The sequence below is a fragment of the Otoolea muris genome, assembly GCF_943193115.1.
Taxonomy (GTDB): domain Bacteria; phylum Bacillota; class Clostridia; order Lachnospirales; family Lachnospiraceae; genus Otoolea; species Otoolea muris.
Genome location: NZ_CALPCY010000039.1, coordinates 23,024 through 46,459, shown reverse-complemented (window position 1 = coordinate 46,459; position 23,436 = coordinate 23,024). Strand labels below are relative to the sequence as shown.

Sequence of the window (23,436 nt, the reverse complement as noted above, 5' to 3'; positions counted from 1 at the left end):
CCATAAATACATACCCCGGGAAGAGCGGGCATACCTTAAGCCGCCACGTCCCTCCCAGCCGTTTCAGCCATTCCGCCTTTATCACAAAACAGTCCCGGTAACCTTTTCCTGCCAGAACCGCATGGATCCCGGCTACCAGTTCCTCCTCTTTCCCGGTTGTCGTCTGAATCACATACCACATCGCATCCTCCTGTATCACAGCCAGTACGGTGATTGCCTGGATAGCCTGGATGGCTTTTTCTCCGCCGGGGAGCTTTTTATGCCGGGCCCTTTGTGTATATTTCCCCACGTATATTTTCCCCGGCCTCCTTACATCCCTCTTTATAAAAAAACGCAGGCTCCGCCATACCCGCAGTATTTCTGTCTCCGGGGCCGCCGCCTTTTTTGGATTCCGGTACGTTTTTCCTTCCCGGGCGTATTTTATCCCATGAGCAGTCCACAGCGCCGGGCCGACGCCGAATCGCTGCCTTCACGGGAATGGGCCATACATCCATACATGAACCCGCCATCCATCCAAAAATCCATATGCAGGTACAGCCAGCCTGCATGCCTCCATAGCTGTACAGTCTGTCTTATACCGTTGTGTCTGCATTGTATCCGCATTGTGTCTGAGTTGTATTTCTGTATTCCGGTGATATCTCCCGGGCTGTTTGCCGCGTCACACGGAAAGCGCTTCTTCGTCCAGCCCGATCCCGGCCCAGATGACCGCCTTCCTGCGCGCCAGCGAAACTTCGACCTGCGCAAACTTACGGTGCCAGTCGAGCCGCAGGAGACGCTTTTCCCGCCCCTTTAAGGGGCCCCGCGTGATACAGTCCCTCCCGGCCTCCCGATCCCGGTAGCCGTACGATACGGGAAGGACATGCCGCGCCCCGCAGAGTTCGCGCAGGGAGGCTTCCTCCTCCTCATAAACCGGAATCATATACCCCGGTTCTGCCAATATGTGAAAAACTTCCCGGTACTGATCCAGCTCTTCCAATAACATGTCCGGCCTGGCGCTCTGCAAAAAGACATAGCCGGGGAACATGTCCCGTTCCACCCGCCTCCACGCCCCGTCCGAACGCCAGAAGCGCTCGCAGCGGAATACAAAGGCATCTTCCAGCGCCTCATGGGATAACTGCCTGCGGCAGGCGTCGAGCATCCGTCCTTCCCGCCCGCGCCGGCATTCCAGCACATACCACATAGAAACCTCCCGGATTTCGTAGAATAACGTAATCTACGAAGGGAAACTGTGTTAAAATTTATTTTATTATCTGATTTATTTTTCAGTGAATTTTAATTAAGAAATTCACAAAGAAAATTTATAGAATTTTAAAACATATCTGAGAGAAACTGCTATTGAAATAAGGGGAAAACCGTAGTATAATGAATGAAATTTCTTAGATTACGTTATTCTACGAAACTCAATATTCAAACCGGAAAACCATTCTAAAATATCTGCGCTATAACACTTCTTCATGATTACACCCAAAACCGTCAGGATCTCTGAAAGTGTTATAAAACTAAAGTTACTGTCCACACGGCAGCCAACACGAGGTGTGAAGAACAACAATTGTGTAGCAGTTCAGGGTTCAATGGTAATTAGTTAAGAGAAGTGAGCGATTGCGATGTGTTGTTTGTCGTGAGAGGGCCGCCAGCGTCAGATTCTAATTACCATTGGTGTATGAACAGTAACGAATTTTTCATTTTTCGACAAATTCCTTCTTCCAGGGTATTCCCTTCTATCCCTAAATCGCTTATAATAGTTTTACATCAGAGAAAGCGGGCAGCGCTCCCTGTTTGGAGGATACGCACCTTCGGGACTGGTTTAATTTAGGTTAGACCCGTGCCGCAGGTGTGTAAACACCAGAGAGAGGAGGATGTGGTCTATGTTCTTCTTAGAAGTCCTGAGCCGTATTGTAAGTATCTTTACGGGCATTGTGGGCGGCCTTAACGGGTTGATCTCATTAGTCCAGAAGTGTAAACCTTACATAGATCGGCATAAGGCAGAGACAGAAAAAGACCCATCAGCAAGCTTGGCGGCATCTGATGGGTCGAGAGATAATTGCCAAAGCAATCATTAATCACCAAAGGGCGGCAGCTACATCGCCGCCTTTTTTATTACAACTTCATCATAGCATTTTGTCAGGGTGAAGTCAATAAGGAAATCCACAAAGAAATCCAGATAGCCCGGAATCTGTTACTGTTCACACCCCTGACGGGCTGTGCCCAGTAACACGCTTCGCATTGGCCGGTGTGTGAACAGTAACCAATTATACCTCCAGTGAAAACATCGCGATAAATATACATTGCAGGCAACAGGCAAATGTTTTATACTAAAATGTATCAAAGCTGTATGCTTGTACGGATAAGCAAGGGAGGATTCCAGATGAAAAATTTCAATGATGCTGCCCGCGGCATTGCGGAGGATGCGGTACGGTATGCCATGCAGAGCGAAATAGCGCTTGATTACACAAGAGAAAGCGCCAGACACGTTGATACGTTTCTCGATGCCTTCCATGACAGCCTTGACAAATATGACAGCGATGAGGGCGCAAACATCCTGTGGAATACCGCGGTCCTGTTCGGAACCTATATCGGGGAGATGCTGCTGCGCTCCGGGCTGGCTGAAAAGGGGTTTGCCTGGGCCTGGGACGATGGAATTCCCATACTCAGTATTCCCGGCAAAACGGCCGTTTCACCCATCACCAAAGCCCATAAACGGATTCTGAACGGCGCAGAGGACAGCATTAAAAGCTTTGTTGACGTAGTGTTCTCCTTCGTGGACGGTAAATGGCCCAAAACAGGAGTGCTGCGGGTTCCCGATGTTGAAATGGCAAGCGGTAAAAAAACAGAGAGAATTATTTTAAAAGAATCGGATTACTACCTGTCCCTTGTTGCAGAGGGAAAAGAGGATTTCGTGATTTTCAAATCGCACGATGGATTTTTCCAGTTTTACGGAATTGGGAATCAATTCGTCTGCGAGGTCTGGTTCAATCTGAGCGGACGCAGGGCATATGCGCTGATAAATCCCGATTGCACGGATACCGGGCGCGTAAACCTTGTCACACCGTTCGGCCGGTATACTCCCAGAAAGCGGGATATTATCTCGCTGGAACAGCTTAAAACAGCCGTGCGTGAGTATTTTTCTAATCTTGATGAAACAGACTTTCTCGCAAAAGTCCCGCATGAGAAAATGGAAATATAAAGAGGGAGGCCATTATTCGTGGCATTAACACAGAAAAAATTCTATACAGTCAAAGACATATACGATTTGCCGGAGGGACAGCGGGCGGAGCTGATTGACGGAGAAATCTATGATATGGCGCCTCCAGGCACGAAGCATCAGGAAATATCCGGCGCTGATATTCACCGTTATTGATACAATGCCGTTCCAGACTGCAGTACAGACCGCGCCGCCTCCTGATACTCCGCGATCCTCTGCGCCTTGCGGATCCGTTTCAGTTCTTTCGCGGCCTCCGGAAAATGGCTTCCGAAATGATCCCACAGCTCCTTCATTTTAAAAAGCACATTCCGGTCCCCGGGCATAACCTCCTGATATCCGCACAGAAGCATATCATGGAATTTCACAAAACGCCTGCGAAGCTCCTCGTCTGCCTCCTCGTCCGTCTTCCTTTTCCACCTGCCGTCCTTTAACTGCTCCATCAGCCACGGACAGGCTACCGCGCCCCGCCCGATCATGATGGCCGAAAGGCCGGGAAACTCCGTCTCCACATTCTCCGCATCCGAAACGGAACGGATATCTCCGTTATAGCAGAGCGGAATCCTGCTTTCCCCTGCTGCCAGGCGGAATGCCTCCATCCTCGGCTTTCCTTTATAATAATCCTCCCGGACGCGCGGGTGGACGATCAGCCCGCTGACCGGATAGCGGTTGAATATCTCAAGCAGCGCCGGGAATTCCTCCTCCGATACGTATCCGATTCTCGTTTTTATGGAAATGCGAAGCCCGGGGCACGAGGCCGAAAGCTCTGAAAAAACGCAGTCCAGAAACCGGTCAAGCCGTTCCGGATCCGCCAGAAACCCGGCCCCTTTTCCCTTGGCTGTCACGGTTCCGGACGGGCAGCCCAGGTTCAGGTTGACTTCACCATACCCATATCCGGCCAGCGTTTTTGACGCCTTAATAAAATCTTCCTCCCGGCAGGTCAAAACCTGGGGCGTCACGGGCGTTCCCCGGTTGTTCTCAGGCAGAATATCCCTAAGCTCCCTCGCGGAAAATCCCTTCCCGCTCCCGGGAGCCAGAAACGGCGTGTAATACCGTTCCACCCCGGAAAAGCAGGCGTGGTGGGCATTTCGGAAGATATACCCTGTAATGCCCTCCATGGGGGCAAAATAATACTTCATTGATCTCCTCCATTTTTATATTTCCCGGTATATCATTGCGCAAAGAGCAGGCGATGGCATTCATTGTTATTTACGCAATGCCGTAATTAGGAACTGCCCCGAAGCCAACACCCCCGCTGCAAGCAGCGGGGCATCAAGCCTGATCAGCCATCCCTGTCCCGTCTTTCGTCCCCTCCGAATGACGCCACGTAAACCGGATTCTGTCCTTTCATCAGATGCAGCCCTGCCGCGGCCTCCGCCCTGGCTATCTGCACGGAGACAACCTCTGCCGGAATCCCCCTCTGATTTATATATTCCAATGCATGAGACAGGGATTCCAGCGCAATCATATTTATAACCACCCGGATCCCCGGATTTATGCCCCGCAGCGCGTCAAGGATCTCCCACATACGTCCCGACGTTCCTCCGATAAAGGCATGCGTCGGCCGCGCTCCTTCCCGTCCCGGCGCGCCCTCTGTGCACAGGCCCCCAAAGCATTCCGGCGCTTTTTCCTCCACAACGGCGATGCTGCTTATCCCCGCTTTTTCGCAGTTTTTCCGGATCAAATCTGCCGCCTCAGGACGGAATTCGATCGCCGCGATCCGGATGTCCGGACAGGAAAGGGCCGCCTCCACGGACACGGAACCCGTCCCCGCGCCGATATCCCACAGCACGCAGCCGGGATACAGCTCCAGCTTTGACAGCGAAACCGCGCGCGCCTCGCTCTTTGTCATAGGGACATTGCCCCTGATAAACCATTCATCCCTCATAGGTTATGGTATTCCTTTCCTGTTATCAATTCACCGTTATTTGTGCAATGCTGTACGATTCTTCATTGGCTGTACTTTTCGATTTTACAGCTATGCTTTTTACTCCTCACATCATACTTAATCCCAACTAAAAGTATATCTCCTCCATAGCGGCAGCCACTCTTTCCAGCGTGCCGGCATTATTCATCTTCAATCTGCAGGATTCCGGCTGTCTGAAGCCTCCCTCTCTCCGAATTCCCCGCAGGCCGCAAGCCATCCGGCGGCAAATTGGGGATTGGACGGGTAATAAAGATGCGGAAAGCCCCATATCTGGGCCGCCGCGGCAAACTCCCCCCTGCCTTTCCCTCTTATCCCCGGCCGCTGGCGCATGCACCGCCACTTTCTGTCTCCGGACGGCTTTTTCGCCTCCCAGTCCGTTCCCGGGCTCCCGCTGTCCCAGTAGTGAAACTCATGCCCCCGGATTTCCAGCCCTTCCGGGGAGGTCAGTGTCACATACCCAAAGCGTGAAAGCCCCGCGCCGCGAAATGCCGCCGCATCCACCGCCCCGGCCATGGGATAGTCCTTCCCGTCGCTGCCCTCAAGCGTCCTGTGCAGGTAGAGGAAGCCCCCGCACTCCGCCAGCATCGGCATGCCCGCCCGGGCCGCGGCGCCGATCTCCTCTCTCATCGCCTCATTGAGGGCCAGCCCGGCCGCATAGTTTTCCGGATAGCCGCCTCCTAAAATCAGGCCGCAGACGTTTTCCGGCAGCGCCGTATCACGCAGAGGGCTGAACGGGACAAGCTCCGCCCCCATCTGTTCCAGCAGCTCAAGGTTTTCCTGGTAATAGAAGCAAAACGCCTCGTCCCTTGCCACCCCGATCCGGAGCCGCCGCTTTTCTCCTGTATCCGCTTCCTCCTCTGGCCGCCCGCTTCTGTCGCGCCATACCCGGCAGGGCATATGTCCCGATTCCCCCTGCGGCATATCCGCCCGGCCGTCTGCCCGCAGTATCTCTGGCCGCCCGGCTGCCTGCGGCATATCCGCACGCCCGCTTTCCTGCAGCCTCTCCGCCCGCCCGGCCAGCCGGATTAAAGCCTCCACATCAACCGTCCGCTCCATCTGATCCGCCAGCCTGCCGATCCGTTCGCGAAGCGCTTCTGTCTCCCCCGGCAGGAAGAGCCCCAAATGGCGGCTTTCTATCGCATAATCGCCGGACTGCGGCACATAGCCGAAAACCGGGAGACCTGTTTCGCGCTCAATCGCCGGGGCTAAGTTTTTAAAGGTTTGCTCCCGCACCCGGTTTAAAATGACGCCCGCAATCCGGCTGTCCTTCCTAAAATGCGCAAATCCTGAGAGCAAAGCCGCCACAGACAGGGAAGCTCCCCGGCCGTCCACGGCCAGTACGGCCGGCGAAGCAGTCATCCGCGCGATCTCCCATGTGCTGGCGCGGTCAGAGTTCCCGCCTATCCCGTCGTAATACCCCATCACGCCCTCAATCACGGCAATCCCCGCCTGACGGCCTATGATAAGACGGCGCAGAGCTTCCCTCACTTCCTCTTCTCCCAGAAAAAAGCTGTCCAGATTCCGGCCCGGAATCCCCAAAACATACTTGTGAAACATAGGATCAATGTAATCCGGCCCGCATTTGCAGGAGACAGGGCGCAGGCCCCGGCGCGCGAACGCCTCCAAAAGCCCGCATGTGATAAGCGTCTTCCCGCTCCCGCTCTTCGGCGCGCCGATCAAAAGGCGCGGCGCCTGTATCCACGTCATAAAACCGTCTCCTCTCCCGGCCTCTCCAGATAGAGCAGGCACAGCGGTGAAAAAGATTCTTCAGCCATCTCCCCCGCGCGTCCGCTGCGGATCCGTTCCTCCGGGTAGGCCAGATTTTCGCCTGCTGTCACAAGGATATCGCCGCCTCCGGCTTCCGTAAGCTCCCGGCAGAACCTTCCGGCCCCGTTTTCTCCTCCTGTGAGCACAAACATTTCACTCTCCCCGCGGGCGAGCATGGCTCTTACATCCAGGCTGCGCCCATGGGCCGTATACACCGGGACATTCTGCCAGCTTTTTTTCATGCGGGCCGCAAAAAAACTGATGCTTGCGATCCCGGGAAGAATGCAAAACGCCATCCCTTCCTCCTCAAGACGGGCCGAAACGCGCGATGCGCCGCTGTAAAATCCGCTGTCGCCGGAAAACAGGATCACAATCCGCTTCCACTCCGGATGGGCCTTAAGCTCCTTTGCGATATCATCCTCCATGTAGGCCGCGATCCGCTCCGGCTGTTTTTCATGTGCATGAAACTTGCAAAACGCCGCCTCCGCGGCCTTAAGCATCCGCTCCGCTCCCAGCACGGCGTCGCATTTTCGCAAAGCCTCCCATACCTCCAGCGTCATCTGGCCTGCCGGCCCCATGCCGATCCCGGCCAGAACGATATCCCGGCTGTCGGCGTTTTTTTCCTCTTCGCCGTCGTTTGCGGAAACTGGTTTTGCGCATCCTGAGATCTCCTGCGTGTGATCTGCGCCCTTTATCCCCATGCCGCCGGAATATTCGCCACAGGCGTCCCCCGCTCTGCCGTCCCCTTTCACACAGTCTCCTTCCGCCTCTTCCCCTTCCTGCGCGCAGGCGAGGATCTCCCGGCGCGCCGCTTCCACCGAAAGGCCCGTTTCCCGGCTCCTTTTTATCACCACGGCCCCGATCCCGCACGCGGCGGCGGCGGCGAGCTTTTCCTCAAACCCGCCCGCGCGGCCGGATTCCTTGGTGACAAGCCATGAAACTCCGGTCTGCCGGATCATCGCCTCGTTCATCTCCTGCGAGAAAGGCCCCTGCATGGCAATGAGATGCTTTCCCCGCACGCCGATCGCCTCGCACTCCCGGATAACGCCGCTGTCCGGAAGGACCCTCGCGAAAATCCTTTCACGGTAGTCCTTCATCACGGTAAAGGCGGCCAGTTCCCGGCTCCCGGTAGTGACGAGAATTCCTCCCTGCACGGTTTCCAAAAAGGCGGCCGCCTCCTTTACGTCCGCCGCCATATGTACGCCGCCGGAAAACACACGGCCGGCCGCGCGCCCGTCCTCCTCCCGCGTACAGCGCAGATATCGGACGCCCTCTGTTTCACAGGCGTGAAAAATATTTTCGGATGCTCTCTTCGCATAGGGGTGTGTGGCATCCACACAGAGCCGGATCCCGTTTTCCCGCAGAAATACCCGCATCTCATCCTGCTCCATCGCGCCGCGCCTCACAAAAATCCCGGGCGCATCAGGAAGGAGCGAGCGCCCATACTCGGAGACCACGCTTACCCAGACAGGGATCCCGCGGGCCGCGCAGAATTCAGCCAGAATCCGCCCTTCCTGCGTGCCGCCGAACACGGCAAGCCTGCAGGCCCTATCCATTCGTATATCCCCTTGGCGTCACCATCCGGCCCCGCTCCTTTCTCGTGCTTTTATTTCCGATGATTACGGTGGTAAACATATCCGCCTGCGCATGGCGCAGCTCAGACAGGGAAAGAATCTGCGCCTCTTCGCCCTGACGGCCAATCTGGCGTATCAGGCCGCAGACCGTGCCGCTGTCCTTATATTCCATCAGAATCCGGCAGGCCCATTCCAGATAGCCGCTGCGGTTACGGCTTGCCGGGTTATAGAGGCAGACGATAAAGTCCCCCTCGCCCGCGGCCCGCAGCCGCTTTTCAATCGTCTCCCGGGGCGTCAGCAGATCGCTTAAGCTGATTACTGCAAAATCATGGCCAATCGGAGCTCCCAGGACGGCCGCCCCGCCGACGGCCGCCGTCACGCCCGGAATCACCGAGACCTCCACCTCCGGAAATTCCCCCGCCAGCTCAAGCGTGAGGCCGGCCATCCCGTATATCCCGCTGTCGCCGCTGCAGATCACCGCTGTCCGCTCTCCCTGCGCCGCCGCCTTGAGGGCCATAAGACAGCGTTCCCGTTCCTGCCGCATTGGCGTTGACAAAAACCGCGCCTTCGGATAATCCTCCCGCACCAGGTTAAGATACACCGGGTAGCCTACGATCACGCTGCACTCCCTCAGAACCCGATCCGCCCGGATCGTCATCTGATCCCGCCCTCCGGGGCCGATTCCCACTACATATAGCGTCTTTTTGCTGTCTTCTGCATGCATCGCCGCCGCACCTCCTTTTACTGCCTCTGCCTGGTTTTCTGCCTGCCTCTAAACCGCTATCATTGATTCCTGCAGTCAGGTTCCCATTCGCACCTTTGACAGCGCTTCGTTGATAGCGCTTATGTTTCTTTCCATAAGCCCCTTTCCCCTCTCATAACGGTTCACCCTGAAAATGCAGAACCACCTCTTCATCCGGAACCGCCACCGCCGCCGTCACGCCCTCTGAGATCACCTTGCCTGTCAGAAGCCTCGCCCCCCTCGCGGATGTATCAGGAAGGCTCCCATCCTCCCGCCCCATCCCGCCGGCCATGACAACAGCCGCGCGGCAGCATACATTTCCCACTCCCACTGTTTTTCGCACAAACTCCGATTCCGGAAATACCCCCTCTGCCGCCGCAAGCGCAGAAGCCGGAAAACAGGCGAACGCAAGCCGCCATTCATCCGCCAGCGCCCGCAGCGCGGCTTCCTCTCTTTTTTGTTCCACAGTAGCCAGCGCGCAGAGTGACAGGCGGCTTAAGCCGCAGCGTTTCAGGGCGGCCATGGCCCCTTTCCTGGCCGCCTCCAGAGAAACCCCTTTCCGGCAGCCCATTCCCAGCGCCGCTGTCCTGGGAACCAGCCGAAGAAGCCCCGGCCGCCTCGCGCCGTCCCGCTGCGTGACACAGATATTGTGATCCTGCCATATCCCGGGCGACAGCTCCTCCGGAATAGGTCCGTCCGTCGGATAATCGCTGAAAAAACCGATCCGCTCCCCGGCCAGCGCCGCCGCGGAAATCCGCTTTGCCTCCTGCAAATCCTCTATCTCCAGCCTGTTCCGGACCGCAAAGAGATCGACCGCAAACGCATGGCGCAGATCCGTGGCTGTCGTAATCACCGGAAGCGCCCCCAAAATCCCGGCCGCCTCGCGCGCCAGCTCATTGGCCCCGCCGATATGGCCGGACAGGATCGGGATCACGTACTTCCCCGTCTCATCCACCACGAGCACAGCCGGATCCTCCTTCTTGCTTTTCAGGTACGGGGCCGACGCGCGCACCGCGATCCCCGCCGCGCCGACGAAAATCAGGCCGTCTGCTGTCAGAAATGCCTCCCTCGTAAAGTCAGAAAGGCTCTTCCCCGACTCCTTCAGATCGCAAAAACGGACGGCCTCCACGCGTTCCCGCATGTCCGCCGTTTCCCGGAAATCCTGCCTCCCACAACGCGGCGGACATGCCCTCAGCCGTTTTAAGCCCTCGCAAAGGCGGGAAGCCGTCGCAGCTCCCTGCGCTGTAAAGCTAATCAGACGAATCTTCATCCTTGTCTCTCCCTGCCCTGAAACCGGTCGTAAACAACGGATCATAAAGCTTTGAGCGCTCATAGCCGCTGTGGGCCACCGCATCCCCGACGACAATCAGGGCCGTTTTATAAATCCCCTCCCGCCGGGCCGTCTCGTCCAGGGTTCCGATCGTGCAGACCGCTTTTTTTTCATCCGGCCATGTCGCCCTGTAAACGATTGCCGCCGGGGTATCCGCCTCATAGCCGCCCTTTAAGAGCTCCGCCTGCAGGCGATCCGTCATGCCGGCGCTCAGAAAGATCGCCATCGAGGCCCTGTGCGCGGCAAGCGACGCGATGCTCTCCCGCTCCGGAACCGGAGTCCGCCCCGCCATCCTCGTAATAATCAGGCTCTGCGAGACGCCCGGAAGCGTGTACTCCAGATTGAGCGCAGCCGCCGCGCCGCTCAGAGAGCTGACTCCGGGACACACCTCAAAGGGAATGCCTGACTCCTCCATCCTGTCCATCTGCTCCCGGACAGCCCCGTAAATGCTCGGATCCCCGGTGTGCAGCCGGACCGTCATCCCGCCGCGCCGCTCCATCAAAATCACCTGCTCCATGACCTCCTCCAGCGTCATCACAGCGCTGTCCCAGACCGCGCAGCCGGGCTTTCTGTCCCTTAACAGCTCCGGATTTACCAGGGAACCCGCATAAATAATCTGATCTGCCTCCTTAAGAAGCCGCGCGCCGCGCACCGTAATCAGATCCGCCGCCCCGGCGCCGGCGCCCACAAAGTACACCATTTCTTTCTCCTTTTACTGCCTCATAACCTACGGAATGCAACCGTTCAGAGGTTATCTGAGCGGTTAGGAACTGTCCCGAAGTCAACACCCCCGCTGCAAACAACGGGGCGTTAAATTTCACCGCGCCACGAGCAGGGAAAAATACCCTGCATCCTCCGGGATCTCTTTCAAATCGCCGTACACCCGTTCTGTTTTCATGCCGCAGTTCTCCACCATAACCGCCCGGCAGCCCTGTTCTTCCAAAAGCTTCTTTAATTCGGAAATTCTCGTCCCGGCCTTCATAAACACCTTCACGCCCGCAAGGCCCAGCGCTTCCCGCACCGGGTAGGAGGCCGGGATCACATGCAGCTCCTCCGCCCCGTTCACCAGCGGGATCCCAAGCCGCGCGGCGGCGGCGCAAAACGACGGAACCCCGTTTATCAGTTCCGTCTCATAGCCCTGTTCCTGAAGCCGCCCCATCACATAGAGGCAGGTGGAATAAACCGTGGAATCCCCCAGCGTAATAAAGGCGACATCCCGCCCCTCGTCCAGGACCGCCGCTGTCCGCGCCGCCGCCTCCTGATGGCTCCTGTCCAGCCTATCCCTGTCTCTTGTCATCGGCATCGGAAGATACAGAATCGTTTTTTCCTCTATCTCAGGCGCCGCCTGCGCCGCAATCTGATAAGCCGCGCAGCGCTCCTTTTCGCTGTGCGGAATCGCGACCACGCTGCATTCCCTCAATATGCGCACTGCCTTTAAGGTCATCAGCTCCGGATCCCCCGGGCCCACGCCGACCCCATACCAGCGTCCTTTCATTTTCCTGTTCACATTTTTTCCGCCTTTTATGTAAATTTGAATGTTATTTCCGAAATATTTATAACTACTCAGAAAATTTAAGCGATTACAGCCATTCAGAGTCAGCCTTTACGCCTGTTCTGTTCCCTGCAGCTCCCTGACCAGCCCGTCCGCCCCGTCCGTTTCCGCCATCAGCCCCTGGCCCGCGGAAAATAACAGCGCCTCCACCGTTATACCCCCGGCCTTTTCAAGAACCTCCTTCACACGTCCCGCAGCCACGCGCATCACCGGTTTAAGAAGGTCTTTTAAGGCAAGGTAGCGCGCCGCTTCCTCGGTTGTATTCATGCCGTAAAGCGGACGCGCCTCCTCCTCGCTGACGCCGGCCAGAAGCGCGCATTCGGCCAGATACTCCATGCGGCCGTCCCCATAGCGGGAGTGGGTATTCAAAACGCCTCCTGCCACTTTGATCAGCTTTCCCACATGGCCGGCCAGGAGAACCCGCCGGATCCCCTCCTCCTTTGCCATGCGGATGGACGCTCCGATAAAATTGCTGCATGTCACAAATGAATCCATGGAAAGGCCCTTTTTCTCCCGCAGAAAAGCCGCCCCGTAATTTCCCGGGGCCATGGCCAGAAGCGTCCGGCCCTCCGCCGCGCGGACACGGATCTCTAAGCGGATCGTCTCGATCATGGCCTCCTCGCTCATGGGCCTCACAATCCCGCTCGTCCCAAGAACAGACAGCCCGCCTTCAATCCCCAGCCTGGGATTAAAGGTTTTCTCCGCCAGCTCCGCCCCGCCGGGAATCGATATTTCGATCAGCAGCGCCTCCTGTTTCGCGCCGCAGTCCCTGCACACACGCCGCACATTTCCAAAAATCATGCGCCTCGGCACAGGGTTGATGGCAGAATAGCCCACAGGGCAGGAAAGTCCCTGCTTTGTCGCCCTTCCAACCCCGTCGCCTCCGGTCAGGTACAGAAACGGCGATCCCGGATCGGCGTAGCAGGGAGCTCCTTCCAAACGTATCTGCAAATCATTCCAACTGTCCGTACAGCGCGCACGTGTCCGTACAGCGCGCACATGCGCGCAGACCAGCGCTTTGTCCGTCACATCCGGATCATCGCCCGCATCTTTTTGCACCGCGCAGAACGCCCAGTCCGCGCCGCCCGCATCCTCTTCCACCAAAAGCGCCGCCGTCCGGCCGGAGGGAAGCTCCACCTCCATGGACGGCGGCGCTGCGCCCGTGCAGAGACGCGCCGCTGCCGCCGCCGCCGCCGCTGCCGCGCATGTGCCTGTCGTAAAGCCGCTTCCCGGTATTTCCGTCTCATGCCATCGTAATGTATCCCGCAATCAGGCCACCCCTCCTCCTCACACTATTATATTTGACTTTCCGCTATCTTTCAACCTGCTTTTTTAATTCCCTTTTCCGTTTCGTAATCAGGCCGCCGATACGCCCGCTCTCTTTTGCCGTCAGGCTTCTCCAGCCGTTCTGCGCAACCTTGTCCGCCAGTCCGAGCTCCGCGGCGATCTCAAACTTCAGCTTTTCCTCTGGTTTTAAGCCTGCTGCATTAAAGGGCTTCTCTTTTTTCGTATTTTTACCCATAAAAAGCATACTCCTTTCCAAAGCGCCCATAACCAGAAGCCATCACGGCCACAGACGCGCGATTGCTCCGGCGGTTGTGCGTGCGTACGTCCGGCCGCTGCCCGCTTTCCGCCGGGCTGCGGGCGCGGCGCATCATGCCTGCATTAAACCATCGAAGTATTAAAAGTATGCCCCTGTCACCGTGCGATATACCGGTTTTAATGGAAATCCTGAGAAAAATCGATCTCCACGCTTCCGGCCGCGCAGTCTGCTGAAATCTCCTTTCGCTCCCTTCCGTCCGCCGCCTCCCGCCTCAGGCTGTCCTCATTCACTCCTGTATATGATGTGCTCCCGATGCGGACATTTCCCGCCTTATTACTGATTCGGAAGTCAAATTCATCCTCCGCGCCGGACACGCGCAGCGAAACCGCTCCGGCCTTTGCTTCTGCGTCCACGCTCTCTGCGCCGGCTGCAGAAGCGCTTATTTTCCCCGCATCCGCACGCACGGTAATCTTCTTTGCCCGCAGCGTTTCCGCCCTGATCTCGCCGGCCTTCACGGACAGAGAAATACGATCCGCACACACGTCGCCTAACTGCACAAATCCGGCCGCCCCATCCACTGAAAACTCCTCAAACTGCCAGTCCGCAGGCACTACAAGCACCGCCGCGCCGGAACCTCCGCGCCTTCTTCTCTGATAAGAAAGCTTCACCTGAACGGCCGGATCCGCCGTACCGCGCACAACCTCCACATCCAGATGCGGATCTTCACGCACATACAATGCCGGGCCGTCCATAGGCTCGGTTCCTGTCTCAATTCTAAGCGCCGTCCGCTCCACTGCAACAGAGAGGTTCTTCACGCCCTCCAGCCGCTCGTAAAGCGTCATGCCGTCCCTGGAAATACGCATGGTTCCATCCGCATATGGGCTGATCCCATCCCACCCCGGATCAGAGGCCGCGTCCAGAAGCGCGCCGATGCGCTCCATATCTTCTGTTCCAATATAATGCTCCATGACATAACTGACTCCCCGCCTGGCAGCCCCAAGCCCCCCGGCCGCCGCCGCGGCTAAGGTAAGTATTATTCCTGAAAATATAAAAATCAGGCCAGTCACCGCAATCCGCTTCATCCATTTACTCATCTTACTCCTCCGTTCCCGGCCGCGCCTTTTTTTCAGGCGTCATCCTTTCTTTGCAAATATTCCCCAGATTCCCCTGCCGAGCCACGGCAGGAAACAGCCATAAAAAAGCCATGAGCAGCACAGCAGGATGCATCCCCCTCCAAATGCCAGGAGGCCCAGCCCAATCAAAAGTATGCCCGGCCAAAAGCCCGGAAACACAAAAAACGCTCCCAAAACGGTCAGAGAAATGCCTCCCAAAAGCATCGCAGCCGTCAGCACGGCCAAAAGCAGAAAAAAGCCGGCCAGCAGGGCAAGCCCTCCAAAAAGGCTGCCGGCAACGCCCACAATCACCGAAAGGACAAGGGGGCCGAATACGATCAAAGCCAGCCCCATCAGGAGATACTGCCAAAACGGCCGAGCCTTTTTCTCCTCACGCAGCGGTTCCCCGCCAGATCGGTCCGCCCCGCCGCCGCGCGCATCCCGGTTTTCCGGAGCGCGTTTCCACTCTGACCCAGCCTCCCCCGCCAGATTCGCCCGGATCGCCTCCGCAACCTGTTCCGGCGTCCCAAAGCCTGCCAGAACCTCCTCCTCACGCTCCGGCCCGGCCTCCTCCAGATAACTCCTGTAATAAGAAACCGCATCCTGCATCTCTTCCTCCGGTATATCGCGAAGCAGATATGTCAGCCTCTTTAAAAACTCTTCCTTTCCCATTCCTGTCACTCCTCCTTAAGAATCCCGGAAATCCTCTGCGCATAGACGCGCCACTCTCCTCTGTAAAGATTTAACTGCGCCCTGCCTGTCTTCGTGATCTTATAATACCGCCTGTTGCGCCCGTCAATCGCTCTGTCATACGTCTCCAGGCATTCTTCCTTTTGCAGGCGCCGCAGCACCGGGTACAGGGTCGATTCCGATATATCAATCGCCTGCCGGATGTCCTGGGTCATCCGGTAGCCATAGGTCCCTTCGCTCTCCCTCGAAACCGCAGCCAGGACAATCGCGTCCAGAAGAGCGGCTCCCGTATTAAAAACCATGTCCTCACTCCTTACTTTTTCTCGTATTCGTAACGGCCTTACGCTTTTACATCCCTGCTGTCTGATAGAACGAGACAGCAGGAGCTGTCACTTCAAAAATTATATTATGAGTTTAAATATATTATATAATGTATAATATAATTCAGTCAACAACCCCGCTGCAAGCAACGGGGCGTCAAACTTGCAGCGCTGCAGAGCAGCGGGGTATTTGGCCCTCGCGGCAGTCGCCAAATGTGAATGCAAGATTGCCCATTTTGGCTCCTGCTGCCCTCGGGTTTTCTGTGACCTTCGCTCACAAAAAACACCTCGCGGAATACTACCCGTGAATCAATGTCAGTTAGTTAAGCGAGATGAACTGTTGTGGGGCGTTGTCTGTCGTAAGAGGGCCGCCAGGCTATAATAAAAATATCAAATAATATGGCTCATCATGGCTATAGCATACGAATAATTTTTTGCTCCTTTCCAAACTTTGTTGAAAAGATTGTTATCATCGTGTAAAAACATGCTATATTGCATTTATACCATGAAATGTTTGTCGAATGGACAAACCTGAAAAGAGTCAATTTTTGGTTGATAAAATCCCAAAACATAACAGTTAAATATTCATCGAATCATTATAAAACAGAATATATAAAGCAATTATACTGATTATTTGCAATTCGGTCAGAGGATATTCCTGCCCGTTTATGCCAGACAAACGTATTACAGGACTTTCGGAGGGATGAAACGGATTCCCGGCCCGCTGATAACGTAGCCGTGGCCAGCTCCTGTATCCATAAGGAACCCGTAGAAAACCGCCGGTACTTAGCGAGGTCTTTAAAGGGCTTAGTACCGCTGCTCTTTTCTCCGAGCGGGAGCGGGGTTCCGTTGGATACAGGAGCTGGCCACGGCGGCCTCTCCACGATAAACAACATCCGGCAATCGGCCGCTTAACTAACTGCCATTGACCCGTGAACAGTAACAACTTATACCGTTTTACAGCATCTATTTTTATTTAAGACTTGAACATTCCTGATAAATGTGTTATATTTTAAGCATAAAAGGAGTAACCGCCCACAAAGTGGTTGACCTCCGGGATAAGTTTTTAAGCCTACCTAGACCGCCAAGTACAAGGTAGGCTTATTTATTTTCGCTTGTGATTCCTATCAATATAGGCAAGCAGTGCGACCAGAAAAGTACCGCCCAAAAACAACAGGCTTAATACCTCATATGTAGTCATATGCACCACCTCCCCTCTTTTGCAAGTTTGGGAGGCTTACCACCTTGTAACACGATTACTCCTTATTTGCATTATAGCATGAATATTTCTTTTCCACAACTCATATCCAAAACTTCTCTTATCAATTTCGTCACTTTATATTCCCAAATAATATTCTGAAAATTGTGTGACACTTCATCATTTTGGGGTACTATACGGGAGTTACTAACTCAAACTTATACCGTTTTACAGCATCTATTTTTATTTAAGACTTGAACATTCCTGATAAATGTGTTATATTTTAAGCATAAAAGGAGTAACCGCCCACAAAGTGGTTGACCTCCATGAATAGACAATAAGCCTACCTGTATCGGCCAAGTAACAAGGTAGGCTTATTTATTTTCGCTTGTGATTCCTATCAATATAGGCAAGCAGTGCGACCAGAAAAGTACCGCCCAAAAACAACAGGCTTAATACCTCATATGTAGTCATATGCACCACCTCCCCTCTTTTGCAAGTTTGGGAGGCTTACCACCTTGTAACACGATTACTCCTTGTTTGCATTATAGTATGAATATTTCTTTTCCACAACTCATATCCAAAACTTCTCTTATCAATTTCGTCACTTTATATTCCCAAATAACATTCTGAAAATTGTGTAACACTTCATCATTTTTGGGTACTACGAACTCGATTATTTAATTCCGCAAATCTCTGAAAACCCCACAACCCGCGCAGTTTCAGGCTATTTCCCCTTTCGCTATGGTTGGGGCGCAAAATATGCCTCTGTCGCACCAACCACCAATTTTCAAGCAAAAACGCGCTGATATTGCGTGCAAAAACGCCGCAATTTATATAAATCACGGCGTTTTTCTGTCTTTATATGTTATTTTTGTGATTTTGGCTCAACTCAATCAAAATTTGCCCGCTTTACTGGCCTCTTCAATCAATACCGCAACCGCCACCGTGGCTCCAACCATCGGATTATTTCCCATTCCGATCAGTCCCATCATCTCCACATGGGCCGGTACGGATGAGGATCCGGCGAACTGCGCGTCGGAGTGCATGCGGCCCATGGTATCGGTCATGCCGTAGGAAGCGGGGCCTGCCGCCATGTTATCCGGGTGAAGGGTGCGCCCTGTGCCGCCGCCGGAGGCCACGGAGAAATACTTCTTGCCCTTTTCCACGCACTCTTTCTTATAGGTGCCTGCCACCGGGTGCTGGAAGCGGGTCGGGTTGGTGGAGTTGCCGGTGATGGAAACATCCACGCCTTCCTTCCACATGATGGCCACGCCCTCTGTCACGTCGTTTGCGCCGTAGCAGTTTACCTTGGAGCGCAGGCCGTCCGAGTAAGACTTTCTCCACAGCTCCTTCACCTCGCCCGTGTAGTAATCCATCTCTGTCTCCACATATGTAAATCCATTGATGCGGGAAATGATCTGCGCAGCGTCCTTTCCAAGGCCGTTTAAGATCACGCGCAGCGGTTTCTGGCGCACTTTGTTCGCCTTTTCCGCGATGCCGATCGCGCCCTCCGCGGCCGCGAAGGACTCATGTCCGGCCAGGAAGCAGAAGCAGTCCGTCTCCTCCTCAAGCAGCATCTTGCCGAGATTGCCGTGGCCTAAGCCTACCTTGCGCTGATCCGCGACAGAGCCGGGGATACAGAATGCCTGAAGTCCCTCGCCGATCGCGGCAGCCGCGTCCGCCGCCTTCCGGCAGCCCTTCTTGATGGCAATCGCCGCGCCCACGGTGTAAGCCCAGCATGCGTTCTCAAAGCAGATCGGCTGAATCTTTTTTACCTGATCGTACACATCCAGTCCGGCATCCTTTGTAATTTTCTCAGCCTCTTCGATGGAAGCGATGCCATAGCTGTTTAAAACAGAATTGATCTTGTCAATCCTTCTCTCAAATGATTCAAATAATGCCATAACTTAATGATCCTCCTTAAATCTTTACCTGTCTGATAAGCTTATCCGGCTGAATGTAACCGTTCACATACGTTTATTCCTGTCTCGGATCGATGATCTTCACTGCGTCGTCAACGCGGCCGTACTGGCCCTTTGCCTTCTCGTATGCCGTGTTCGGATCGTCGCCCTTTTTGATGAAATCCGTCATCTTGCCCAGGTTCACGAACTGATAGCCGATGATCTGGTTCTCCGCGTCAAGCGCAATCCCTGTTACATAGCCCTCTGCCATCTCCAGATAACGAGGACCTTTCTTAAGTGTTCCATACATGGTTCCAATCTGGGAACGGAGTCCTTTTCCCAAATCCTCAAGGCCCGCTCCGATGGGAAGCCCGTCCTCAGAAAACGCGCTCTGCGTCCTGCCGTAGGCGATCTGTAAGAACAGCTCCCTCATAGCTGTGTTGATCGCATCACAGACAAGATCCGTATTCAGAGCCTCCAGAATCGTCCTGCCCGGGAGAATCTCAGCCGCCATGGCCGCGGAGTGTGTCATGCCGGAGCACCCAAGGGTCTCAACCAGCGCCTCCTGGATAACGCCCTCCTTCACATTCAGGGTCAGCTTACACGCGCCCTGCTGCGGGGCGCACCAGCCCACGCCGTGCGTCAAGCCGGAAATATCCTTCACCTCTTTGGATTTTACCCATTTTGCCTCCTCAGGGATCGGAGCGGCGCCGTGATTAACGCCCTGCGCTACTGGACACATACTTTCTACTTCGTGTGAATAAATCATTATAAGACTCCTTTCAAAATGAATGTGTTGTACTTTGTTAATTTTATCACATCATACTTGTTTTATTATCTCACGGATCTCTCAATTAGTCCATAGGTTTTTTCTGTTTTTTCTCCGCTAATTTTTCACCGCTGTAATATCTCATCAGCGTATCCGTATAAAGCCCTGCCATCTCCGTGAGCGGCCGGTCATTCCTGTAAATATAGTACAGCGTATTGTCATACTCCTCCGGGCGTTCCCCCTCCGGAAATGGAAACGGCAGGGAAATAAGGCCGAACGTCCTGTCCTGTTCCAGCGTGGCCTGGCTTCCCAGCGCAATAAAATCCGTCTGCCGCAGGATGTTGTGCATGCTGCCCCGGTTGTATATGTAAATAATCTGCCGGAATTTCTCGAAATCTATCAGCTCCGACAGGGACGCTTTATTGTAATAACCGTCCTCCAGGCTGTAGATCCTGGCTTCCTTTTTTGTATAATACATCACCAGGCCCCACGAATACAAATCCTCCAGCGTAAACCGCCCTTTCTCAGCCAGCGGATGGCCGGAGCGGACGATCAGGTGCAGCCTTGTGTCAAAGACGCGTCTGCAGATGAGCCGTTTGGCCTTAAAATACTCCCTTGTCAGCGCCTCGTTCTTCTCCTTCAAAAAGATCACGCCCAGATCCGCGGCCTGGGAATGGACATCCTCGATCACATCCGCGGTCGGCTCCTCCTTATAATGAAATAAAAACGCCTTGTCCGGCAGGACTGTAAGCATGCGCAGATACGCGTCCATGGCATACGAGGACGGAAACGCCGCGATCTTTAAGGAAATGCGCCCCGGCTCCTCCTGAAACAGCCTGACAAACTGTTCCGACTCCTCAATCAGATCCCTTGCCATGTCAAGAAACAGCCGGCCGCGCTCGGTGAGCGAAAGTCCCTTCTTGCCCCTGGCAAAAATCGTCACATTGTACTCCTCTTCTGTATCCCGCAGGATCTTGCTCAAATATGGCTGCGTGATATACATCCTCTTCGCCGCCTCGGAAATCGAGCCGTACGTCTCAATGGCCACCAGATATTTCAGCGTCCTGATATTCATAAAAGCATCCTCCCGTCATGCGCGGCCGGCCCGCCGTATAACCATTTTGTTATGCGGCGATAGATAATAGCAATTGGCCATAACGCCAAAAGATTGTTATAAATATAATAAAAGCAATGGTTAAATCTGTCAAATAAAAATCATTTTTTAAATTTTAATTATTCTGTTTTGCCAAACATTACCTATAATCATGGCCCAAAAGGAGGATAGTATAACAAACAGAGGCCGCCACAAAACGTATAACTGTAAGGAAAGGAAGGAAAAACGATGAAAATTTTATTAACTGCATTTGATCCCTTTGGAGGAGCTGACGTAAACCCGGCCATGGAGGCGGTGAAGCTGGTAAAAAACAGCGTCGCAGGCGCTGACATCATTAAGCTGGAGGTCCCCACTGTATTCGGGAAATCGATTGACACCGTGGAGGCCGCTATGAAGGAACATATGCCGGACGTCGTATTCTGCATCGGTCAGGCCGGCGGACGTTTCGGCCTGCATCCCGAGCGCGTGGCCATCAATGTGGATGACGCGAGAATCCCGGATAACGAGGGCAAGCAGCCCATTGACATCCCCGTCTTCGACGACGGCGAGCCCGCCTATTTTTCCCTGCTCCCGGTCAAGGCCATGGTGCAGGCCATCCGCGGCGCCGGCCTTCCCTCCAGTGTTTCCAATACAGCCGGAACCTTTGTCTGCAACCACTTGATGTACGGCGTTCTGTACCACATTCACAAGAGTTACCCCTCCATGCGCGGCGGCTTTATGCATGTGCCCTACAGCCCGCAGCAGACCGTAAACCTGGCCGACGCCCCCTCCATGTCCATAGAGAATATCGCCAAAGGCATTGAGGCCGCGATTTCCGCTATTGTCTACAATGACACGGATATCCGTGCCGTGGGGGGAAAGGAATTCTGACGGTAACAATTCAGGGATCTCTGAACAGTTACTTCTGACATACGTTCAGGCAGTCTGAACCGCTTCATTCTGACACAGAGGGGGAACGATATATGGAAGCCATCAAATTAATTGGTATTGTTATTGTAATTATTGGGTTTATTTTAAAAAAAGATACGATTGCGACTGTCGTGATCGCAGGCGTGGCCACAGGGCTGGTTTCCGGCATGTCCTTTATTGAGGTGCTGGATATTTTGGGGCAGTCCTTTATCACACAGAGAGTCGCCACAGTATTCGTGCTCACTCTGCCGGCTATCGGCATCTGCGAGCGGTACGGCTTAAAGGAAAAAGCCGTGGATCTGATCCGAAAGACAAAAAATATGACAACCGGAAAGGTGATTACGCTCTATCAGGTCTTACGCGCCCTGGGCGCGGCCTTTTCCCTGCGGCTCAGCGGGCATCCGCAGTTTGTCCGCCCCTTAATCAGCCCCATGGCCCACGGCGCGGCCGTAGTCAAATACGGCGCCGTGGATGAGGAAACCGAGGATGAGATCAAGGGCTACTGCGCCGCCAGCGACAATTTCGGCAATTTCTACGCGCAGCTCTGCTTCATGGGCGCGGCCGGAACCATGCTGATTGTGTCCACGCTCACCGAGCAGGGGTGCGAGCTCGACGCGCTGAGAGTGTCCCTGTGCGCGATTCCCATCGCCCTGATCTCCATTGTGGTCGGAGCGGCGCACAACTATTTACTCGATAAGCGGCTGGACAAAAAACACTCCGCGTCAGGCCCGGAAGCATAAAGGAGGGATGGTATCATGGATTTCAACACAATTATGTCTGAATTTTTTTACTGCCTCATCGGCGCGGTTTTTATCCTCACAGGCTTAAAGGCTCTTAAGGATGACACCCTGGCCTGCCGGAGCCTCACCGCCGCGTTCTGGTTCGTCCTGGCCGCAATTTTCATGGTCGGCCCCTATCTGCCGGCCTACATTTCCGGCGGCGCGATCCTCGTCCTGGCCCTTTTAACCGGCCTTGGCAAGGTAAAGCCCAGCAGAGGGCCCGGCCTCGACGCGGATCAGAGCAGAAAGGAAGCGGATCGCCTGGGCAACCGGATCTTTATCCCGGTTATCTCCCTGGCGCTCATCGCCCTGCTGGCCGCCTCCTTCCTTCCCTTTGGGGCCAGCAACGCCATCGGTATATCCGGCGTGCTCTCCCTGGCCATCGCTTTTTTCATCACCAAAGCGCCCTCCCGTTCTGCCACGGAGGAAGGAGCGCGCCTGATGGATAACGTGGGCGTGACCGGCATACTGCCCCAGCTTCTGGCCGCCCTCGGCGCCGTATTCACCGCCGCCGGGGTCGGGGATGTCATCTCCGGGGCCGCCTCGGCCGTCATCCCGGAGGGAAACCTCTTTATCGCCGTCCTCGTCTACTGCGCAGGCATGGCCCTCTTTACGGCTGTGATGGGAAATGGCTTCGGCGCGTTCTCTGTTATCACCGTCGGCATCGGCATGCCCTTCCTGATCGCCAAGGGAGGCGATCCGGCTGTCGTAGGCGTCCTAGGCTTAACGGCCGGCTACTGCGGCACGCTCTTAACGCCCATGGCCGCCAACTTTAACATCATGCCCGCGGCTCTCCTGGAAATGAAGAACAAATACGGCATCATCAAGGCCCAGCTTCCGGTGGCTGTCGTTATGTTTGCCATTCATGTGGCGCTGATGTATTTCTGGGCGTTTTAACGCTAAAGAAGCATTTACGTTTTGAATATTGCGCAAAGTAAGTGAGCCAAAAGGCGCAGCCATTTAAAAACCAATGTAAAAAGCGGCATATCAATCCGGATATGCCGCTT

Annotated in this window: 24 protein-coding genes and 1 pseudogene; 5 read left to right on the top strand and 20 right to left on the bottom strand. The window is 54.8% G+C overall.

Annotated elements, in window-relative coordinates:
- A partial coding sequence (locus tag NFS31_RS18980; protein ID WP_275563911.1) for a transcription termination/antitermination NusG family protein occupies nt 1-289 on the bottom strand: 289 nt, incomplete at its 3' end.
- Nucleotides 290-658: 369 nt separating this feature from the next.
- Nucleotides 659-1,180, bottom strand: coding sequence for a transcription termination/antitermination NusG family protein (locus NFS31_RS18975; RefSeq protein ID WP_251498668.1), 522 nt, complete (start codon nt 1,178-1,180; stop codon nt 659-661).
- 1,185 nt (nt 1,181-2,365) lie between these two features.
- Here NFS31_RS18975 and NFS31_RS18970 point away from each other — a divergent pair.
- Both NFS31_RS18970 and NFS31_RS18965 read left to right on the top strand, forming a co-directional pair.
- A complete protein-coding gene (locus NFS31_RS18970; RefSeq protein ID WP_251498665.1) occupies nt 2,366-3,184 on the top strand; it encodes a hypothetical protein in 819 nt (272 codons plus the stop codon).
- Nucleotides 3,185-3,202: 18 nt separating this feature from the next.
- Nucleotides 3,203-3,331 (top strand): annotated as a pseudogene (locus NFS31_RS18965) (Uma2 family endonuclease); the annotation flags it as partial.
- A gap of 20 nt (nt 3,332-3,351) precedes the next feature.
- Here NFS31_RS18965 and NFS31_RS18960 read toward each other — a convergent pair.
- The 18 genes from NFS31_RS18960 to NFS31_RS18875 form a co-directional block, all read right to left on the bottom strand.
- On the bottom strand, nt 3,352-4,338 hold the full coding sequence (locus NFS31_RS18960; protein WP_251498662.1) for a tRNA dihydrouridine synthase: 987 nt from the start codon (nt 4,336-4,338) through the stop codon (nt 3,352-3,354).
- Between the two features lie 143 nt (nt 4,339-4,481).
- Nucleotides 4,482-5,087 (bottom strand): precorrin-6Y C5,15-methyltransferase (decarboxylating) subunit CbiT, encoded by a 606-nt coding sequence (gene cbiT / locus NFS31_RS18955; RefSeq protein ID WP_251498659.1) that lies wholly within the window; start codon nt 5,085-5,087, stop codon nt 4,482-4,484.
- A 189-nt stretch (nt 5,088-5,276) separates the two neighbouring features.
- Nucleotides 5,277-6,833, bottom strand: a complete 1,557-nt coding sequence (locus NFS31_RS18950) for a cobyrinate a,c-diamide synthase (RefSeq protein ID WP_251498657.1) — start codon at nt 6,831-6,833, stop codon at nt 5,277-5,279.
- On the bottom strand, nt 6,830-8,449 hold the full coding sequence (gene cobK, locus NFS31_RS18945) for a precorrin-6A reductase (RefSeq protein WP_251498654.1): 1,620 nt from the start codon (nt 8,447-8,449) through the stop codon (nt 6,830-6,832). Before cobK ends, NFS31_RS18950 begins: the two co-directional genes overlap by 4 nt.
- Nucleotides 8,442-9,191, bottom strand: a complete 750-nt coding sequence (gene cobJ, locus NFS31_RS18940; protein ID WP_251498651.1) for a precorrin-3B C(17)-methyltransferase — start codon at nt 9,189-9,191, stop codon at nt 8,442-8,444. Before cobJ ends, cobK begins: the two co-directional genes overlap by 8 nt.
- Before the next feature lie 151 nt (nt 9,192-9,342).
- Nucleotides 9,343-10,479, bottom strand: coding sequence for a cobalt-precorrin 5A hydrolase (locus tag NFS31_RS18935; RefSeq protein ID WP_251498649.1), 1,137 nt, complete (start codon nt 10,477-10,479; stop codon nt 9,343-9,345).
- Entirely contained in the window at nt 10,460-11,239 is a 780-nt protein-coding gene (cobM, locus tag NFS31_RS18930) for a precorrin-4 C(11)-methyltransferase (protein WP_251498647.1), read from the bottom strand. The genes NFS31_RS18935 and cobM overlap by 20 nt, the downstream gene beginning before the upstream one ends.
- A gap of 117 nt (nt 11,240-11,356) precedes the next feature.
- Nucleotides 11,357-12,034 carry a precorrin-2 C(20)-methyltransferase gene (gene cobI / locus NFS31_RS18925; RefSeq protein ID WP_251498674.1) on the bottom strand — a complete coding sequence of 226 codons (678 nt, stop codon included), beginning with the start codon at nt 12,032-12,034 and terminating at the stop codon, nt 11,357-11,359.
- 108 nt (nt 12,035-12,142) lie between these two features.
- Nucleotides 12,143-13,360 carry a cobalt-precorrin-5B (C(1))-methyltransferase CbiD gene (gene cbiD, locus NFS31_RS18920; protein WP_251498645.1) on the bottom strand — a complete coding sequence of 406 codons (1,218 nt, stop codon included), beginning with the start codon at nt 13,358-13,360 and terminating at the stop codon, nt 12,143-12,145.
- Nucleotides 13,361-13,403: 43 nt separating this feature from the next.
- Nucleotides 13,404-13,613, bottom strand: a complete 210-nt coding sequence (locus tag NFS31_RS18915; RefSeq protein ID WP_251498642.1) for a small, acid-soluble spore protein, alpha/beta type — start codon at nt 13,611-13,613, stop codon at nt 13,404-13,406.
- A 197-nt stretch (nt 13,614-13,810) separates the two neighbouring features.
- Nucleotides 13,811-14,728 (bottom strand): DUF4097 family beta strand repeat-containing protein, encoded by a 918-nt coding sequence (locus NFS31_RS18910; RefSeq protein WP_251498640.1) that lies wholly within the window; start codon nt 14,726-14,728, stop codon nt 13,811-13,813.
- A gap of 39 nt (nt 14,729-14,767) precedes the next feature.
- Nucleotides 14,768-15,418, bottom strand: coding sequence for an HAAS signaling domain-containing protein (locus NFS31_RS18905; RefSeq protein ID WP_251498639.1), 651 nt, complete (start codon nt 15,416-15,418; stop codon nt 14,768-14,770).
- 5 nt (nt 15,419-15,423) lie between these two features.
- Complete coding sequence (locus tag NFS31_RS18900; RefSeq protein WP_251498637.1) at nt 15,424-15,738, bottom strand: PadR family transcriptional regulator; 315 nt, start codon at nt 15,736-15,738, stop codon at nt 15,424-15,426.
- 1,123 nt (nt 15,739-16,861) lie between these two features.
- Nucleotides 16,862-16,957, bottom strand: a complete 96-nt coding sequence (locus tag NFS31_RS18895) for a putative holin-like toxin (RefSeq protein ID WP_251498635.1) — start codon at nt 16,955-16,957, stop codon at nt 16,862-16,864.
- Between the two features lie 375 nt (nt 16,958-17,332).
- Entirely contained in the window at nt 17,333-17,428 is a 96-nt protein-coding gene (locus NFS31_RS18890; protein ID WP_251498635.1) for a putative holin-like toxin, read from the bottom strand.
- 422 nt (nt 17,429-17,850) lie between these two features.
- Complete coding sequence (locus tag NFS31_RS18885; protein ID WP_251498633.1) at nt 17,851-18,861, bottom strand: GGGtGRT protein; 1,011 nt, start codon at nt 18,859-18,861, stop codon at nt 17,851-17,853.
- A gap of 73 nt (nt 18,862-18,934) precedes the next feature.
- Complete coding sequence (locus NFS31_RS18880) at nt 18,935-19,627, bottom strand: iron-sulfur cluster assembly scaffold protein (protein WP_160225010.1); 693 nt, start codon at nt 19,625-19,627, stop codon at nt 18,935-18,937.
- Between the two features lie 85 nt (nt 19,628-19,712).
- Nucleotides 19,713-20,702, bottom strand: coding sequence for a LysR family transcriptional regulator (locus tag NFS31_RS18875; RefSeq protein WP_251498631.1), 990 nt, complete (start codon nt 20,700-20,702; stop codon nt 19,713-19,715).
- Nucleotides 20,703-20,969: 267 nt separating this feature from the next.
- Between NFS31_RS18875 and pcp the strand changes: the two genes are divergently transcribed.
- The 3 genes from pcp (at nt 20,970) to NFS31_RS18860 (ending at nt 23,326) form a co-directional block, all read left to right on the top strand.
- Nucleotides 20,970-21,611 carry a pyroglutamyl-peptidase I gene (gene pcp, locus NFS31_RS18870; RefSeq protein WP_251498628.1) on the top strand — a complete coding sequence of 214 codons (642 nt, stop codon included), beginning with the start codon at nt 20,970-20,972 and terminating at the stop codon, nt 21,609-21,611.
- A 92-nt stretch (nt 21,612-21,703) separates the two neighbouring features.
- Complete coding sequence (locus NFS31_RS18865; protein ID WP_251498625.1) at nt 21,704-22,390, top strand: DUF969 domain-containing protein; 687 nt, start codon at nt 21,704-21,706, stop codon at nt 22,388-22,390.
- A gap of 15 nt (nt 22,391-22,405) precedes the next feature.
- On the top strand, nt 22,406-23,326 hold the full coding sequence (locus NFS31_RS18860) for a DUF979 domain-containing protein (RefSeq protein ID WP_251498622.1): 921 nt from the start codon (nt 22,406-22,408) through the stop codon (nt 23,324-23,326).
- Nucleotides 23,327-23,436 lie beyond the last annotated feature (110 nt).